Raw genomic sequence first — 15,462 nt, forward strand, 5'->3', positions numbered from 1 at the left:
TCAACGATTTTTGCGAGACCATCGACCAAACGACCGTGGTAATCTTGGACAACGCGTCCTGCCACACCAGCAGGACCTTCAGGGCGTCGGTGGAACGTTGGGCCGAGCGGGGCTTGCTAGTCTACAACATTCCTCCCTACAGCCCAGAACTCAACGCGATCGAACGATTGTGGAAAAAACTCAAGTACCAACTGATGCCAGCAAATGCTTGGGAACGGTTCAAGACTATGCTAGATACTTTGACATCAAAGCTCGCAGAACTCGGTGAAGTGACCTATATGCCGTCACTTCATCATTACGCCGAATAACTCCTGTTCTCGTGCTTAAAAGCGTGTTAGTTACATAAAGCAGATTTATAAACACCTGCGCATAAGGTCTTCCCCGACTGGGGAGGCAGCGGGCATTCCGGAGAACCGTTTTCGAAAAAAATACAAGTTTCAGGGAAGACAATATGCAAACCTTCTTGTTTATTAGTTCCTGTCCCGGTTTGCTTTTCCGGTCCGCATGTCTCTCTGTTGCATTGAAAGAGTCCATATGAAGAAATCACAAACTCGATTTGGTTTTACCTTGGTCGAACTCTTGGTCGTGATTGCGATCATCGGCGTTTTGGTAGGGCTGCTACTACCCGCTGTCCAAGCCGCCCGCGAAGCAGCTCGCCGCATGAGCTGCAGCAACAACTTCAAACAACTAGGTCTTGGAGTTCATAACTACCACGCTGCATACAACCAGTTCCCTACACAGAAGAGCGGTACGGGCATGTATCCGGTCGCAACATGGGACCTCTCAAACACCACAGGAAACTGTGAAGAGTTAAGTGCCTTGGTTGGCCTGATGCCTTTCATCGAAGCACAAGCTCTTTGGGAGCAAATCAGCAACCCAAATGCACCTAATAAGGACGGATCAACAGGCGTATGGCCAGCGATGGGACCAACACCTGACAACGGAACCGCAAACGGAAACTACGGCCCATGGAATGAAGAGCTGCCATTCTTGCGTTGCCCGAGTGACCCCGGTACGGGCTTGCCCGCTGCTGGTCGCACTAACTATGCCGTTTGTTTGGGTGACAGCCCGATCTCGTCGACCGACGGACCAACGACGTCGACGCTCAACAAGAAGAATTCCAACGCAGGACAAATGGCACGTGCGAACTGCCGTGGCGCATTCGTGCCGCGTCAAAAAGCGAAGTTCCGCGACATCCTCGACGGTCTCGCAAACACGATCATTATGGGGGAGATTGCAACCGACCTCGGTGACCGTGACACCCGCACGAACCCGCGTTATGGAATGACATCGCTCGAACTGGCATTGAATCCATCGATTTGTGGCGAAGCCACCTACGTCGATGCAGGCCGCCCTCAGTTTTGGGCAACGACCGCAACGCTCATCAACGCGAACAGCATCGGTCGCGGATTCCGCTGGGCCGACGGCAACCCTGTCTACACGGGCATGATGACGATCAGCCCTCCCAACACCCCCGCATGTGCAGGCAGCGAAGGGATGTATGACGGCTCGGCTACATTGGTCGCTGCTGACACCCTCGACCAGAACTACAGCTTGGTACCTCCCGGCAGCCGTCACCAAGGCGGTTGCCACGTCCTGATGGGCGACGGTGCGGTTAAGTTCATCACCGATTCGATCGAGGCTGGCTCCCAAAACCTAAGCACGGTCGCACGGATCCACACGACAGCGAACGGCCTCACAGCCGGCTCGCAAAGCCAGTACGGCCTGTGGGGTAAACTCGGCACGAAAGCGTCGAAGGAAGTGATCGACGAAGAATTCTAAAGCGAGAATTGCTCGCCTGATTTGGACATACAAAACGCTGCGGCACGCGAAAGCGACCGCAGCGTTTTTTCGTATCCACCCAGCACCGATTTGCGGCTTGGCACGAAAACCAGCCGAACTGCAGAAGCGGCAAAGATTCTCGGCATGATCCAACACCACGTCTAACCCCACAGCGAGTTCTGTCTCGCTGGCTGCAGTGGCACCGGACCACTCGCCAATCAGATCGAAGACATTCCGTCGCCACTCGCCTTGACCTCCTCTCATCAGCCAAACCGGCTTCGTCAAGCACGTCGCTATCAACATGCAGGGCATGAAGAAGAAGAGAATGATCCGACTCGTTGTAATCAAACGTCCATTCTGACTCCATTGATGGCCAGCCATGCACTTCGACGACCTCATTCTTATTATTAGAATTTCTTACTATCGCATCGGTGAACAGTTTGCCAGTCTCTGATGAGCTTGATGCGCGAGCGTGGAACGAGGGTTGCGTAGAAAGACACACGACTTGCTCGCTCGCCGTCTTGCTGGACGAAACGCAGGGCGATTTGGCGTGTTAACAATCAAAGTTTCAGCCCTTGAGTTTTCGCTCCGCCCTTAAGCATTGGCACTTACCGCCGCAGTCACGAAATGAACACTGCGTTGCCGAGGACGCCTTAAGGCTTCAGCGAAGGAGGCCTTAGTTTTTTTAAGAAAATTGTAAGAGCGGCAGAGCGGTTTACCACGGCTCGGTGTTTATCCGTCACCAACCGCCCACGCTCACTTTCGAGCGGGCATTCTTTTCCTTCTTCTACTTCAGAAAGAAACAGTGATGAAACTATCGCGTGTTCAAAGGGGCTTCACCCTTGTCGAATTGCTGGTCGTGATCGCAATCATCGGAGTCTTAGTCGGCCTTTTGTTACCCGCGGTCCAAGCGGCTCGGGAAGCGGCCCGACGAATGAGTTGCAGTAACAATTTCAAACAGATCGGCCTCGGCATCCACAATTATCACTCGGCGTACAACCAACTGCCGACTCAAAAGTCCGGCACCGGAATGTCCGCCGTCGCGTCATGGGACCTAACCAACGTCAACGGTAACTGCGAAGAACTCAGTGCCCTGGTCGGGCTGTTGCCCTTCGTCGAAGCCCAATCGGCCTGGGAGCAAATCAGTAACCCCAACGCGCCGAACAAAGACGGTTCCACGGGAACACTGTATCCCGCGATGGGACCGACACCGGACGGGGCAGTGCAAGGCGGAAACACCGCCGACACGAGCTACGGCCCTTGGAACGAGGAACTTGCGTTCTTGCGTTGCCCAAGTGATCCCGGCGAAGGATTGCCAGCGGCCGGGCGCACCAACTACGCGGTGTGCCTGGGCGACAGCATTCTGTCATCGACGGAGGGACCGACCACTCGGACGCTCTATAAGAAAGACGCTAACGCCGGCCAGATGGCTCGCGCAAACTGCCGCGGCGCGTTCGTCCCACGCCAACGGGCGATGTTCCGGGACATCCTCGATGGATTAGCCAACACGATCATCATGGGCGAAATCACAACCGACCTCGGCGATCGTGACATCCGGACCAACCCTCGCGTCAGTGGCGCGGTGGCGACGTTCGCATTGGACCCTTCGGTGTGTGGAGGACCAACGTTTGTCGACGCCTCGCGTCCGCAATTCTGGGCGGCGACGGGCGTGACGCTAATCAACGCCGCCAGCATCGGCCGTGGAATGCGATGGGCGGACGGTAATCCGGTCTATACCGGCATGATGACGATCAGCCCACCGAACTCGGCTACCTGTGTCACCAACGAAGGTGCCTACGACCACAACTCCGACACCCTGGTTGCCACGGTGACTGCGGACAAACGCTATGGCCTGATGCCACCTAGCAGCCGGCATCAAGGCGGTTGTCATGTGTTGATGGGCGACGGAGCGGTGAAGTTCATAACCGACTCGATCGAGGCGGGGACTCAAACGAATCCGATGGTTGCAATGATCCACGCAAGCAACGCGGGTCTGCCCGCGGGCTCTCAAAGCCCCTACGGCTTGTGGGGCAAACTCGGAACGAAGGCGTCCAAGGAAGTGATCGAAAGCGAATTCTAACCAGCGTTCTGCTTGCCTGAATCGGATCGCACTCACGAACCTCGGTCGTCCAACGACGCCCGAGGCGAGTGCTTCGTTGACATCGTGGAGGTCACAGATTCGAGTTCTGTATCGCCCATCATACCGCTTGGCTCCGAGTGGAGCCTAGCGGCGTTTTCTTGCAATGAGCCTGCGTTTCGCGGGCTTTTCTTTTGTTCTTGCTCGTCGGCTCCACTCGCTGCGGTTGCCTGCTGCTTCGGGTTTTGCTTCGCATCTGCTTCGGTTTCTGCTTCGCTTTTTTTGGCGGGCGGTGATGCTCCTTCGGGCATCGTTCCGGTCGGTTTCAACGCTGCCGCCTCGAAGATTTCCTTGCGTGCCATCGCGTAATGCTTCATCGCGACGGGAACGCTGTTGCCGAGCCAGCTTGAAACGTCTTTGGCCGGGTAGATGCCCAGCAGTTCCGTTTCTCGCGATGCACGAAGATTCTGGAACAGTTTGGGCCATTGTTCGTGGCCTGTTAGTTCGATGATCGCTTCAAACCGCGTTCGCAGGTTCGATGCTCGTTTGACCCAGGGAATGACAAACTCGTCGCCCGGCTGGGCGAGTTCGTACAAATCTTCCAGATACGGTCGCAGTTCGGGGAACAACGGGCACATGCGGCGTCCGCCGCTGCGATGCCGCTTGGTTTTTGGTGCGTGAATCGTCATTCGCCCGGCGGCGAAGTCGATGTTTGACCATTTCAGAGTCGTGCATTCGCTGGGCATTCGGAAACCGCCATACCGAGCCATCGCGATAATCGCTCGCCACTCGGCGTCGGGAGCGGCTTTGATACAATCGTCGATAATGCCGCGATCGACGAAGTGTTGCCGTTTCTCGTTCGCGTGAACGGTGCTTGGCAAATGCTTGAACGGGTTAGCGTCGATCAATCCTTGCTCGACTGCCGCGTTGAAGAATTGTTTTGCTTTGCCAGTTCGACGCCGGGCGGTGCTGTCGGCGATCCACTTTCGGTCTTTGTCGCGGGCGTTGCTCTCGGTCTTGAGATACACGCGCCACTTCGTCGCGTCCGCCTTCGTGATCGTTTCCAGGCGGTGTTCGCGTCCGAAATGGTCAATCAAGTTCTTGCGAGCCTTGATGTAGGTGTCGAGCGTCCCTTGGGATACGTCGGTGCGTTCTTCGATGTAGGTGTCGAGAAATTCGCCCAGTAACTTTCGCTTCGCTCGCGGCTCAACCAAGCCGAGCTTTGCCAAGCGATCGCGAATCTTTCCTTCGAGTGATCGAATCCACGCCGACGTGCTGCCGTCGATCGAGTCGCCGGAGATTTTGGCGGACATTAGAATTTCAATGCGGCGGGCAACTTCTTCGGCGTTCTTCTTGGTGACTTTGCCGAGCCGAAGTGTTTGACGTTTGCCGTTGGTGTCAACGAACTGGACCCAGCGATGACGATTGGGGCGATTGACGATTGAGGCCATGATTGATTCCTTTGAGAGTTGTTTCGATTGTAGAGATTGATTTTTGAAGTCAAATTTTCCACTGGCAGCCGGAGCGGTCGCGAGTGGCTTTCGGTTCAAGTTGTGAGGTTTGAGTCACGGTTGCGGGTCGGCGTGCGTGACGTTTGATTCTGAGAGACCGTTTTCTCGTCGGATGCGATTCGCGGCGGCTAAGAGTCGTTGCGTTCGCCTTCGTCGTTCTTCTGCGTTGGGATCGCAGTGCGAACAGTGCCAAGCGTCATCGAGTGTTTGCCCGTCGCAGTAGCGACCGCACGAACAAACCGGAACGTCATCGAAGTCCACTTCTTCCAGTTCATCGAGCAGTGCCGATGCTTCGGCGTTGATGATCCAAGGGCCATCGTTGGCTTCGCCGTTCGGTTCTTCTTCTTCTTCGAGTGCCGATAAAGGCTCCCGATCGAAGTCCCGATTTGTGAATCTCTGAAAGAGTGTCGGTACACCCTGGATTTGCGCCCTTTGCGGCACCCCCGGCACCCGATCACCGTGCGGTGATGGAGTGCAGTTGCAGGGAGCGGAGGTGTTACCCATGCGGGTGCCGCAATGGGCGCAAAGGTCGCAAAATTTGGGTATGTCGGTGCTGTTGGTTGTGACCATTTAGAAGCCTCCTTTGGTTTGAGGCACTGTGGTTTGCGGCACCCCATTTTCGGCTTCTTCGATTTCGTAGCCGTATCGCTTGGCGACAGCGGCAACGTCTGATGCGTTCATGCGATACAAGCGTTTGCCGTGCGAACGTGAAGTCCGCAAACCGTAGCGGCGGAGAACCACCGAAACGCGGCGAGCGTTCCAACCATCCTCGAAAGCGTCAGGGTCGATGTCCTTGGCAGTTTCCAAAACGTCGCCCGGTGTGATTCGTGGCGTCGTCGCAACCAGTTGATGCAGCGCCGCCAACAATGCCGGGTCGGCTTCGGGCGTTGAGTCTTCGTGATCCGTTTCGATTTGCCGTGCGGCGTGGCCGATGACGAAATCGAGTAGTGACGGATCAGACGAAAGCGAGGCGATCCGAAACAATGGTTCCCAGCGTTCGGCGTCACGATTGGCAAGCGTGGATGCTGGCGGCGGCGTGTCGATCAGCGTGGCGGCGTGTTCGAGCATCCAACAATGCAACAAGTCGCGAACCGCTTGGTCATCGGCTGGCGATTCATCGAGTGACCGACCTGCTCGCGGGCTGCCGTTCGATGCTCTCGACAGTCGCACCGTGATGCAACGCGACGACAACGCCGGTGGCAGACCACGGATACAAGCGAGTAGCTTCGGTGCAAAGACATCGAACGAAACCGATCGGAACGTATCGCCGGACGGTTCCAAGCGATTCGCACGACCGCCGCGACGATAACCCGAAAGCAAGATTGAAGTGATTTCCCCGACATCGGGTGAACGATCATCCTTGAGTCGTTCGGCTTCATCGAGCAGCAGCGTTCCGCCGCGTGCGTGCAGCGACCTAAAGACGTTCGCGGCGGTCGTGTTCGACGAGAACATAGGTCGAAAGACCATACGACCGATCAAATCCATCGTTCGCGTTTTGCCTGATCCGGCGGGACCGGCCAGATACAAATACGGAACGGCGGGAAAGACCGGATAACAGTACGACAACAACACCCAAAGGCTAAGCGTTGCGGCGTGACCGATCGAACCCGCTTCGCCGTCCGCCGGATCGGTTGGCAATTCGATGAAGCGGTCGAGCCGTTCCATGACAGCGGTGATTGCGTCGTCGGTGGTCGGAGCGACCTTGCCGCTCGTCCACGCTTCGCGTGACGCTTGCGACCAGCGGCACAATTCCGATGCGTCCGAAACCGTGGGCGGATACGGCATCGGGGAAACGTGCAAAACCTGTTCACCAACGATGATCGACGGTTCCAGTTCGCTGGCCGATCGCTTTGCTTTGTATTTTGCGTAGAGCGTCCAAATGCCATCGGGTCCGTTTCGCGTTCTCATCAAGCGTGGGACAACCATCGCCGAATAGTCGCGGCGGATGATGAGTTCGGGCCGCGTCATTTCCATCGCATCGAGTTCTTCGCCGTGTTCTTCGTTCGGCTCGTCGGCGTTCTCTCGTTCACGGTTGCGTTCGAGATCGGCAAGCAGTTTCAATAGCTGCGAATCGACTTCGATTGCGGTGAACCGTGGAACGAGTTTGTTGATCGCTCTGGCAAACTTGCTTCGTGCGTCGGCTCGGTTCAAATCGAGTTTATCGCGATGCAGTTCTTCGTCGGCGAGTCTCGCGATGACTGTTACAGTGTCGCCGCGACCGCTTCGCTCGATCGCGAGCGATAGCGGTTCGATTGGTGTTGTTTGTTCATCCATGATCTTTTCCTAATTCCTTTCGGCGTTCCGTTTGGGGGTTGGGACGCTGCGACGGATCGCGAGCATCAGCGCGTCGGCGTCTGCCAACATCGCATCGAAGTCGAAAGCGTTGCCGCCTTCGGCGATAAACTTCCGTGCGTCGTCGCCGGGACTGCCAGGCGTGATGATGCGAACGGTGTTCGCGACCGTCACAAGCAAGCGAGCTAATCGCGTTGCTCCGTTCTGACCAGCTTCGTCGTGATCGGCAACGATCGCGACATCGTGACAACCGATGCGGCGAACGAAGTTCACCGTTGCGGGCATCGCACCCTGACAACTCGGGCGACCGATCGCGGGAAGGCCAATCGACAACAATGCGGCGGCGTCGGTTGGACCTTCGCAGATGAACAGCCGGTCGATGCTGGTCGCGATTCCGTCAGGAACGAACAGCCCGCCGCGTCCACCACTGAAACTCCACTTGTTACCGTCATGGCCTCGCATACGGATGCCGATGCAGCGTCCGCCACTATCGACCATCGGCCAAGTGGTTGCTTGGCCCTGCTCGCTGTAGCCGACTCGCAAACGAACAAGTGTTCGCGATTCGACAGACAGTCTTTTTGCCAATGATTCACGACGTTCGCGGCTCATTTCGCAAAAGAATTGCCTTGCCAGATCATCGAAGTCGAACACTGGTTCCGGTGGCTCGGAACTGACGAGTCGTTCGCTCGTCACTGTGCGGCGTGCGACCAATTCAATCCGCGACTTCGACTCCTGCTTGATTCCAAGCCAATCGGCCAGCCATCCGAGCGTTGCTCGAAAGTCCAGCCCGAGAATCCATTGCAGTGAAGCGATGCCATCGCCGGGCGACGGATCACAACCGCGAGTGAAACAGTGGCGACAGTGAACCGCTCCGCGTCCGTTGATGTTTGGGAACGCGGCGAAGCGATCGCGTCCGCCGCACTTCGGGCAGGCGTGGCCGCGTCCATCCAACTTGTCGGCGTCGATGCCGGCGGCAATCAGAATGTCGAACCAACGGCCAGCCGCGAGGGCTTTGAGTTCTTCGACCGACGGCAACGAGATTGAGTAGCGTTGCTCGCTCATTTCGCACCTCCGTTCTTCTCGTCGGATTGCGAAGCGATTTGCTCGGCGATGTAGCGGTCGATTTCGGCGACCGGGTACAGAACCCGACGACCAAAGCGAACTGCGAAGATGGGACCGCGTGGTGCAGTCCGTTCGTAAAGTGTCCGAGAGCTGATGCCTAAGCGTTTTGAGGCATCGTCTCGACTGAGACAGATGAGGTTGTCGCCATTGGACGACGGGACGGTAAAAGCCACGAGAAAACTCCCTCTCATGCGGAAAACGGAACGATCAAAACGAACGTGCCAAGCATGAAAGGTTGCGTTTCTCGCATTTGATGCGATTGACGCAATGACCTAACGTGTCAAACTTACCATTAGCGTAGGGCGGCAGTTTGATTGTCAGGTTCGCCTTTCAGTCGGCTTCGTCCAACAGCAAGCCCGGTGAGTTACAGCTCATCGGGCTTGTTTTCTTTGTGGCGTCATTGCCACAAATAGCCGTGATTGCTTCCGAGCAAATCATCCTGATTCCACTGAGCAACTTTTCAGTCGATCAGTCGTCACGACAAACAGGATGCTACCGACACGAAGGCTCTTGTCCAGCAATGGGACAACAGAAAACCGATCGTCAATCGTTCCGCTTGCCACTCGGCTCCACTGCTGACATCCCCTGACTTCTCAGTGCAACAGAAAAAACTTTTGCGGCAATCTTGGATTTTGATGGACGTGTTTGACACGTTTGGTCACGGTGGCCAAATTCACGTGGATATTTGCAAAGTCAGTGCTTTGCACTGCCTTCCATCTTCACTCAAAACCGAATTCGTCGAGCAAGATGACTTTCTATTGATATTTGCAGGCTAAGGCATCGCTGGGAAATAACATACCCATGCATCTGCGACAGGATGTCGTCGATTCTGGTACATTGATTCAACGCTCCTGCCTAAGGCGTCTTGATCGAAGAGACAGGTTGACGTGAATAGAAACTCTTCAGTGTGCGTCGGAGACGCTGTTTCACAGAAGCCACAGAATCGGAAAAACGCAATGATTCAAAAAACTGTTCTTAACACTGAGGGCGATCAGCCAACGGGCTTCACGGAGTGGTGCGCGGCTACGAAACAGGTGATTGATCGTCGTAGTGCAGCCGATGGATGCGTGCGGATGGTTCATACGAGGCAGCACGAAGCGATTGACTGTCCGTCCACGCCAGATTTGACGCTGGTGTTGATTGTCGCTCAAGAGATTGCTCTGCCGACTCATCAGTACGACTTTGGCTTCGGCAAGATTCAGGGACGCCCGACAGTCGGAAGCTTGGCACTTCTGCCGCATGGAATTTCGACGGCTAAAACGGGAGGTGGACCCTACGAGTCGCTGAATGTCTCCATAGATTTTCGCGATTTGCAGGAGCGGTTTGAGATCGCGGGCATCAAAGCACCTGACGACTTTGGCATTCTGCATAGCAAACTTTGGCGAGATGATCCTATCGAAAGACTCGTTCTTGAGTTGTGGAAGGACGGTAACGATACCTCACCCGCCGGGTTACTTTATTCCGACAGTTTGTATTGCGCATTGCTGGCGCGGTTGATGATGCTTGCGGAGCAACCGATATCTGAGCTGCCTGTTCATGCAACGCTGACTGATGATCTCGTTCAGCTCGTTGAACAACACATGCGAGACCATTTAGAAGAGAAGATTCCGCTGGAAGACCTCGCGGAAGTGGTTGGATATAGCCGGTTCCATTTCTCGCGGCTCTTCAAAGCTGCCACCGGGGAAACGGCAAATCACTTTCTGATGCGTTTGCGAGTCGAAAAGGCGGTAATGTTGATTCGTGACGTCGGGTTAGACCTCACGCTGGCACAAGTCGCAGCCGCTTGCGGTTTTTCAGACCAGTCTCATTTGACGCGGCAATTTCGCTTGCAAATGGGCGTGACGCCCGCTAAAACTCTCTTTCTGTTGGCGCGGGTCTTCGTTGGCTCACGGTGTCAAGCATTCAACAAAACAGGAGAGCATGAGATGTCCACGAACCTAAGCGTTACTTATTCAGGCACACGAGAATTGGAAGTCGTCGATTTGCCGGTGCCGAAGCGGGAGTTTCGCGGCAAGACGCTGGAACACGCGGTAATCTTAAAGGTGATCGCGACCAACATCTGCGGCAGCGACCAGCACATCTATCACGGTCGTTTTGATGTCCCCAAAGGCACGGTGCTCGGTCACGAAATCACTGGCGAAGTCGTCGAGATCGGTCGCGATGTCGAGATGATGGAAGTCGGGGATATCGTTTCCGTTCCGTTCAATGTCTGTTGTGGTAAGTGCCGAAACTGCACGACTCAACATCCAGAGATTTGCGAAACTGTCAACGAGAATGGCCCAATCGGAGCCTACGGATTTGATCTCGGCGGCTGGCAAGGAGGGCAGGCGCAGTTCTGCCTCGTGCCTTACGCGGATTTTGCTTTGCTCAAATTCCCCGACCGCGATCAGGCCATGGACCGGATGTTGGAACTTGCATTCTTGTCGGACATTCTACCAACAGGATACCACGGGTGTGTTAGTGCAAACGTCAAACCGGGTTCGACCGTTTACGTGGCTGGTGCTGGACCGGTAGGACGTTGTGCGGCTGCTGGCGCTCGGCTGCTTGGTGCTGCTTGCGTCATCATCGGCGACCAGAACAAAGAAAGACTAGCTGTCATGGAGAAGGCCGGCTACGAAACCGCCGATCTTTCCAGTACGACGCCATTGGCCGATCAAATCGACGCCATCCTTGGTGTGCCAGAGGTCGATTGCGGTGTGGACGCCGTTGGCTACGAAGCTCATGGGCTTGGTGAGCATAGCGATGAAGAACGCCCCGAGGCCGCATTGAATTCAATGTTTGACGTGGTTCGAGCGGGCGGAAGCATCGGCATTCCGGGAATCTATGTGGGCGGTGATCCCGGCAGTTCGCATCCTCGTGCCAAGAACGGGACGCTCGACCTTGCACTGGGTGCGGCGTGGACCAAGTCTTTAACCTTGACCACAGGCATGGCCCCGGTTCGCAACTACAGCCGTGAATTGATGCAAGCAATCCTTTGGAATCGTATCGACCTTCCCTCAGTGATGAATACCGAAGTCGTGCCGATTGAAAAAGGACCGGACGCGTACGCTCAGTTCAGCGCCGGTTCGTCGAAGAAATTTGTCATCGACCCGAACGGAATGTTGAAGAAGTAAAAAACGCAATCAACGCAAACGAGTAGAACCGTTTTCAAAAGAAAGCGAAAAAACTTTCTGCAACGCCGCTCCGCTCCTCTCAACGCCAATCCACTCGCCTCCACTGCACCGATTTGCAGGCTGATTCGAGGCACTTGAAACAACAAACCTTCATGCAATCCTGAATGTCAGTTAGGACGTTCAGTTGACTCGCATGGAGGTTTTTTGATGTGTCGCATTTCTCTCACTCTGCTTGCCGTTGTTTCTCTCGGCACTGCAATCCACGCCAACGAAGATTCGACAGATCGCGTGTTGCGTGCGTCGTGTCGCGTCTTCGCAGGCAACGCCCGAGGCAGTGGAGTCATCTTCGATGCCGACGAGGACAACTACCACGTTCTGACAAACGCACACGTCGTCGGTCGCGTTGGCAACCGAGTGAGTCTTGAGTTCGAGCATTCGGGTTATCGGTCCAGGCCGATTGCCGGTCGCGTCGTTCGTTCGCACATCGCCCGCACCACTTCGATTGATTTGGCGATTGTCGAACTTCCGCGATCAGCTTTCCCTGGGCCGATGCCCGTTGTGCCGCTTGCAGAGGTTGGCTTCAAGGATGATTCCCCGACCGTGCTGACGTGCGGAGCGCAAGGAGGCGCAGCCGTCAGCCTGCAACGCGGACACATCGTTCGTCAGACGCGAGGCTTGATCTATTACAAGCCGGAAGCGTTGCCCGGTCGCAGTGGTTCGCCACTGTTCAACGACGACGGCTCTCGCGTGATCGGCCTCGTCGCATGGAGAACTGGCGACGGTCACGGACTCGCAATGAACGCCGCCGCCGTTCGCTCATTCGTTCACGGCGAAGTCGCGGAAGTCGAAACGGCGCTGCCTGATGACGCGATTCCGCTCTGGCAATCGTCAACGATGCTCGTTCTCGTTACAAGCGAAGGTTGCCGCCCGTGCGAGTTGCAAAAGCAAGCGATTCCCGACGACGTTCGTTACCAGACGTTCGACATCGAATACGTCAACGAGAAAGGCTACCGAGTCGAATCAACACCGACATTCATGGTGTTCGTCGATCGCAAGCTACAAGAGCAGCGATCCGGCCTACTTCGCGGCGACCGCTTGCGTGCGTTCCTGAATCGCTGGGGATTCGGTGACGATGATGCTGAACCCGATGACTCCGAGCCGTCGGACGACTTCAATCCGTGGACGAACAAGCGTCGATGGGAACGAGGACAAATCCGCGACCGCATCGACGAAGCTAAAGACCGCTTCACGTGGTGGCTGATCGGCAAGTGGCTTGGCTTCGCGGGTGGTGGGGCGGCAATCGTATTTCCGTGGTTGTTCTTTATCTATCGAGCGTTACGCAAGCTGCGTAGTTCCGACAACGATGGTTGCCCAGCGAACAAACCGCCGTCGCGGCGACGATCTCCGAAGCGACCACGAAAGCCGACAGCGACACGGCAACGAAAGGCAAAGCGGTAGCCGATGGAAAGCGTTTCGGAGCGTCAGCCGTTCTCTACCAAGTCGGAACTACGGCTACGACGTACTGATGTCGCCGCCTCCGTTCGTTCCTCACTGCGCCGACAACATCAGAACGTCTCCGCCTGCGTTTGTTTATTTCCCGCTATCGCGGATGGACGTCATCACTTCGCCTTCGCTACTGCCGCCGCCTGCGTTCGTTCCTCACTTCGGCGACGACATCCGCTACAGCTACGCGATGACCACCATCCGCTGCGCTCGGGCCATCCAGGCCCATGTTTCGGCGGCATCCTTGCCGCCGACTCCAGGCTGTACGCAAGCGAGATTCAAACGTCAAACGCTTCGGTAGGCTGGCGGCGTAGCGCAACGTGCGCACGACTTTCAGGGCGGGGCTGCGCCATCCGTGGCTTCGCCAATATCCCACGGGCATCCATGCCCTATGCTCTCGGCGGCGACTCCGCATGTGTTGGAGACTGCATCGGGGTTCAAACTGCAATCGCTTCGATTCAGTGGCGATCCGCTGCAAATGTCGCCGTCGGTATCGGCATCGCTCCCATTGTTCGTGGTGCAAACTGCAAACGCGTTGGAGAATCTTTCGGTAGGCAAACTTCAATCACTTCGGTCGGTCGCTTCCCTGCCGATACCGATGCCCTCGGGCAAGGGCGGTCGGCTCGCTCCGCTCGGCCTGCACTCCGGCCATCCATGGCCTGCGTTCCGGCTGCATCCGTGCCCCGACCGCCCATTCCACGGCGATCATCCATGCTCGCCGTGCCTTCGGCGAATCCCGCGTGGGTTCGCCTCGCCTTCTCGCTGTCGCTCGACGGCGAGGCTCAGACGGTCGCTTCGCTCCCGTCGCAGTGCGTGCGGGCATCGTGCCCGGTGTGCGGCGGCATCCTGCCGCCGATGGCAAACTGGAGATTCAAACGTCGTTCGCTTCGGTCAAGCGTTTCCCCGATGCAAATTGGAACATCAACCGAGGTTCCGACGGCGTGGTTACATTTTTCGCTTCGGTAACATGCACTACGCCGTCGAGGTCAGACACTGATCGGTCGCTTACGCGACGATCAGCGGTATCGAGTACGCGGGGATCGCGGCGTCTCGTGACACCAACGTGCAATTCTCACGAATTGCTTGGGCGATCAACATTCGGTCGAATGGATCGCGATGATGATTCGGCAACGATTCGACGGCCCACGCATGATCGGACGTCACAGGCAATTCGTCGAAACCGGCATCCACAATCGCTGACGCGATGTCTGCCGGTGCGTTTAGCTTTCCAAGACTACGCTTGATCGCGATTTCCCAGGCGACAACCGCACTGACAAAGACTTGATTCGCCGGTTCCGCGATCGCGTCCCGTGCATCAGCCGAAAGCAGGTTGGGATCGTCGAGCCACCAAAGCACGACATGAGTGTCGAGCAGAAGTCTCACTGGTCGCCCGCTCCGAATGCCTCAGCGATGTCGCTGGGCAATTCGTCGAAGTCGGCAGCGATCGCGATTTGACCCTTCAATTGACCGCCTTGGCGTTTCGCTGACTTATCGGACGGCTTCGCGACTTCGGCGACCAGTTTGGCTACGGGCCGCTCGTGATCGGTGATGACCAGCTCCGCACCAGGAGCCAAACCAGCGATCAAGTCTTTGAGGTTGCCTTGAGCTTCTTGGATTGAAATTTCGTCGGGCATGATTTTACCTGGGACAGTTGGGTGAAACTATATTCTAACCGACCGAACGCCCCATCACGAAGATCGACTTTTGATGATCGCAGAAATGATGTCCTTCGTTTCCTTGCTCAGAGTGGACCAGAGCCGCACCAACTCGCGTAGAGCAGCATCGCTCGAAAGTGCTTCGCATTCTGCTTCGCCTAGCTCCGCGAACGCACTAAAACACGGCGTTTCGGGAGCATATTCGGAGCCTGTATCGCCCACTCAAAAAGAGCCCTAAATGCGGGCTCTTTTTTTGCGCCAAACCTTTCCTCGCTGACGAATCCGCGTAGCACTCCCCCTTCAGAAACCACAAAGGACTTGTTCGGAAATAACTTCGGCAATCTTGTAGAATCGAGGCATCTCGATTCCACGGAGGCCAACGATGAAGGACGTTTACGGACAGGACA

14 protein-coding genes are annotated in these 15,462 nt (G+C 56.2%); 6 read left to right on the plus strand and 8 right to left on the minus strand.

The annotated features are described in order from the left end of the window. The 3 genes from FHS27_RS30040 to FHS27_RS30050 form a co-directional block, all read left to right on the plus strand. Window positions 1-308 (plus strand): transposase (locus FHS27_RS30040; RefSeq protein ID WP_184310037.1); only part of this gene is annotated, 308 nt, incomplete at its 5' end. A 226-nt stretch (window positions 309-534) separates the two neighbouring features. Continuing rightward, entirely contained in the window at window positions 535-1,782 is a 1,248-nt protein-coding gene (locus FHS27_RS30045; RefSeq protein ID WP_184310039.1) for a DUF1559 domain-containing protein, read from the plus strand. Window positions 1,783-2,590: 808 nt separating this feature from the next. After that, window positions 2,591-3,862 (plus strand): DUF1559 domain-containing protein, encoded by a 1,272-nt coding sequence (locus FHS27_RS30050; protein WP_184310041.1) that lies wholly within the window; start codon window positions 2,591-2,593, stop codon window positions 3,860-3,862. A gap of 32 nt (window positions 3,863-3,894) precedes the next feature. Here the strand turns inward: FHS27_RS30050 and FHS27_RS30055 are convergent, their stop codons facing one another. The 5 genes from FHS27_RS30055 to FHS27_RS30075 form a co-directional block, all read right to left on the minus strand. Continuing rightward, on the minus strand, window positions 3,895-5,310 hold the full coding sequence (locus FHS27_RS30055; protein WP_184310042.1) for a tyrosine-type recombinase/integrase: 1,416 nt from the start codon (window positions 5,308-5,310) through the stop codon (window positions 3,895-3,897). Between the two features lie 114 nt (window positions 5,311-5,424). After that, window positions 5,425-5,940 carry a hypothetical protein gene (locus tag FHS27_RS30060; protein ID WP_221225501.1) on the minus strand — a complete coding sequence of 172 codons (516 nt, stop codon included), beginning with the start codon at window positions 5,938-5,940 and terminating at the stop codon, window positions 5,425-5,427. Continuing rightward, complete coding sequence (locus FHS27_RS30065) at window positions 5,941-7,644, minus strand: DUF3631 domain-containing protein (protein ID WP_184310046.1); 1,704 nt, start codon at window positions 7,642-7,644, stop codon at window positions 5,941-5,943. 9 nt (window positions 7,645-7,653) lie between these two features. Then, on the minus strand, window positions 7,654-8,724 hold the full coding sequence (locus FHS27_RS30070) for a primase-helicase zinc-binding domain-containing protein (RefSeq protein ID WP_184310048.1): 1,071 nt from the start codon (window positions 8,722-8,724) through the stop codon (window positions 7,654-7,656). Next, window positions 8,721-8,957 carry a helix-turn-helix domain-containing protein gene (locus FHS27_RS30075; protein ID WP_184310050.1) on the minus strand — a complete coding sequence of 79 codons (237 nt, stop codon included), beginning with the start codon at window positions 8,955-8,957 and terminating at the stop codon, window positions 8,721-8,723. The genes FHS27_RS30070 and FHS27_RS30075 overlap by 4 nt, the downstream gene beginning before the upstream one ends. A gap of 783 nt (window positions 8,958-9,740) precedes the next feature. Between FHS27_RS30075 and FHS27_RS31815 the strand changes: the two genes are divergently transcribed. The 3 genes from FHS27_RS31815 (at window position 9,741) to FHS27_RS30090 (ending at window position 13,701) form a co-directional block, all read left to right on the plus strand. Next, complete coding sequence (locus tag FHS27_RS31815) at window positions 9,741-11,897, plus strand: AraC family transcriptional regulator (RefSeq protein WP_184310053.1); 2,157 nt, start codon at window positions 9,741-9,743, stop codon at window positions 11,895-11,897. A 207-nt stretch (window positions 11,898-12,104) separates the two neighbouring features. After that, entirely contained in the window at window positions 12,105-13,355 is a 1,251-nt protein-coding gene (locus FHS27_RS30085; protein ID WP_184310055.1) for a trypsin-like peptidase domain-containing protein, read from the plus strand. Window positions 13,356-13,422: 67 nt separating this feature from the next. Then, complete coding sequence (locus FHS27_RS30090; protein WP_184310057.1) at window positions 13,423-13,701, plus strand: hypothetical protein; 279 nt, start codon at window positions 13,423-13,425, stop codon at window positions 13,699-13,701. Window positions 13,702-13,965: 264 nt separating this feature from the next. Here FHS27_RS30090 and FHS27_RS30095 read toward each other — a convergent pair whose 3' ends face one another. The 3 genes from FHS27_RS30095 to FHS27_RS30105 form a co-directional block, all read right to left on the minus strand. Further along, window positions 13,966-14,223: a hypothetical protein gene (locus FHS27_RS30095; protein ID WP_184310059.1), complete on the minus strand. Its 258-nt coding sequence runs from the start codon at window positions 14,221-14,223 to the stop codon at window positions 13,966-13,968. Window positions 14,224-14,405: 182 nt separating this feature from the next. Further along, window positions 14,406-14,783: a type II toxin-antitoxin system VapC family toxin gene (locus FHS27_RS30100; protein ID WP_184310061.1), complete on the minus strand. Its 378-nt coding sequence runs from the start codon at window positions 14,781-14,783 to the stop codon at window positions 14,406-14,408. Then, window positions 14,780-15,034: a type II toxin-antitoxin system Phd/YefM family antitoxin gene (locus tag FHS27_RS30105; protein WP_184310063.1), complete on the minus strand. Its 255-nt coding sequence runs from the start codon at window positions 15,032-15,034 to the stop codon at window positions 14,780-14,782. Before FHS27_RS30105 ends, FHS27_RS30100 begins: the two co-directional genes overlap by 4 nt. Window positions 15,035-15,462: the final 428 nt, after the last annotated feature.

It is taken from the genome of Aporhodopirellula rubra, from assembly GCF_014192335.1.
GTDB lineage: Bacteria > Planctomycetota > Planctomycetia > Pirellulales > Pirellulaceae > Rhodopirellula > Rhodopirellula rubra.

Bases quoted from the DNA above. Each gene is read 5' to 3' on its own strand.
- FHS27_RS30085 (WP_184310055.1), top strand. From the start codon at position 12,105: ATGTGTCGCATTTCTCTCACTCTGCTTGCCGTTGTTTCTCTCGGCACT.
- FHS27_RS30045 (WP_184310039.1), top strand. From the start codon at position 535: ATGAAGAAATCACAAACTCGATTTGGTTTTACCTTGGTCGAACTCTTG.
- FHS27_RS31815 (WP_184310053.1), top strand. From the start codon at position 9,741: ATGATTCAAAAAACTGTTCTTAACACTGAGGGCGATCAGCCAACGGGC.
- FHS27_RS30060 (WP_221225501.1), bottom strand. From the start codon at position 5,940: ATGGTCACAACCAACAGCACCGACATACCCAAATTTTGCGACCTTTGC.
- FHS27_RS30090 (WP_184310057.1), top strand. From the start codon at position 13,423: ATGTCGCCGCCTCCGTTCGTTCCTCACTGCGCCGACAACATCAGAACG.
- FHS27_RS30050 (WP_184310041.1), top strand. From the start codon at position 2,591: ATGAAACTATCGCGTGTTCAAAGGGGCTTCACCCTTGTCGAATTGCTG.
- FHS27_RS30070 (WP_184310048.1), bottom strand. From the start codon at position 8,724: ATGAGCGAGCAACGCTACTCAATCTCGTTGCCGTCGGTCGAAGAACTC.
- FHS27_RS30105 (WP_184310063.1), bottom strand. From the start codon at position 15,034: ATGCCCGACGAAATTTCAATCCAAGAAGCTCAAGGCAACCTCAAAGAC.
- FHS27_RS30095 (WP_184310059.1), bottom strand. From the start codon at position 14,223: ATGCCCGCACGCACTGCGACGGGAGCGAAGCGACCGTCTGAGCCTCGC.
- FHS27_RS30055 (WP_184310042.1), bottom strand. From the start codon at position 5,310: ATGGCCTCAATCGTCAATCGCCCCAATCGTCATCGCTGGGTCCAGTTC.
- FHS27_RS30065 (WP_184310046.1), bottom strand. From the start codon at position 7,644: ATGGATGAACAAACAACACCAATCGAACCGCTATCGCTCGCGATCGAG.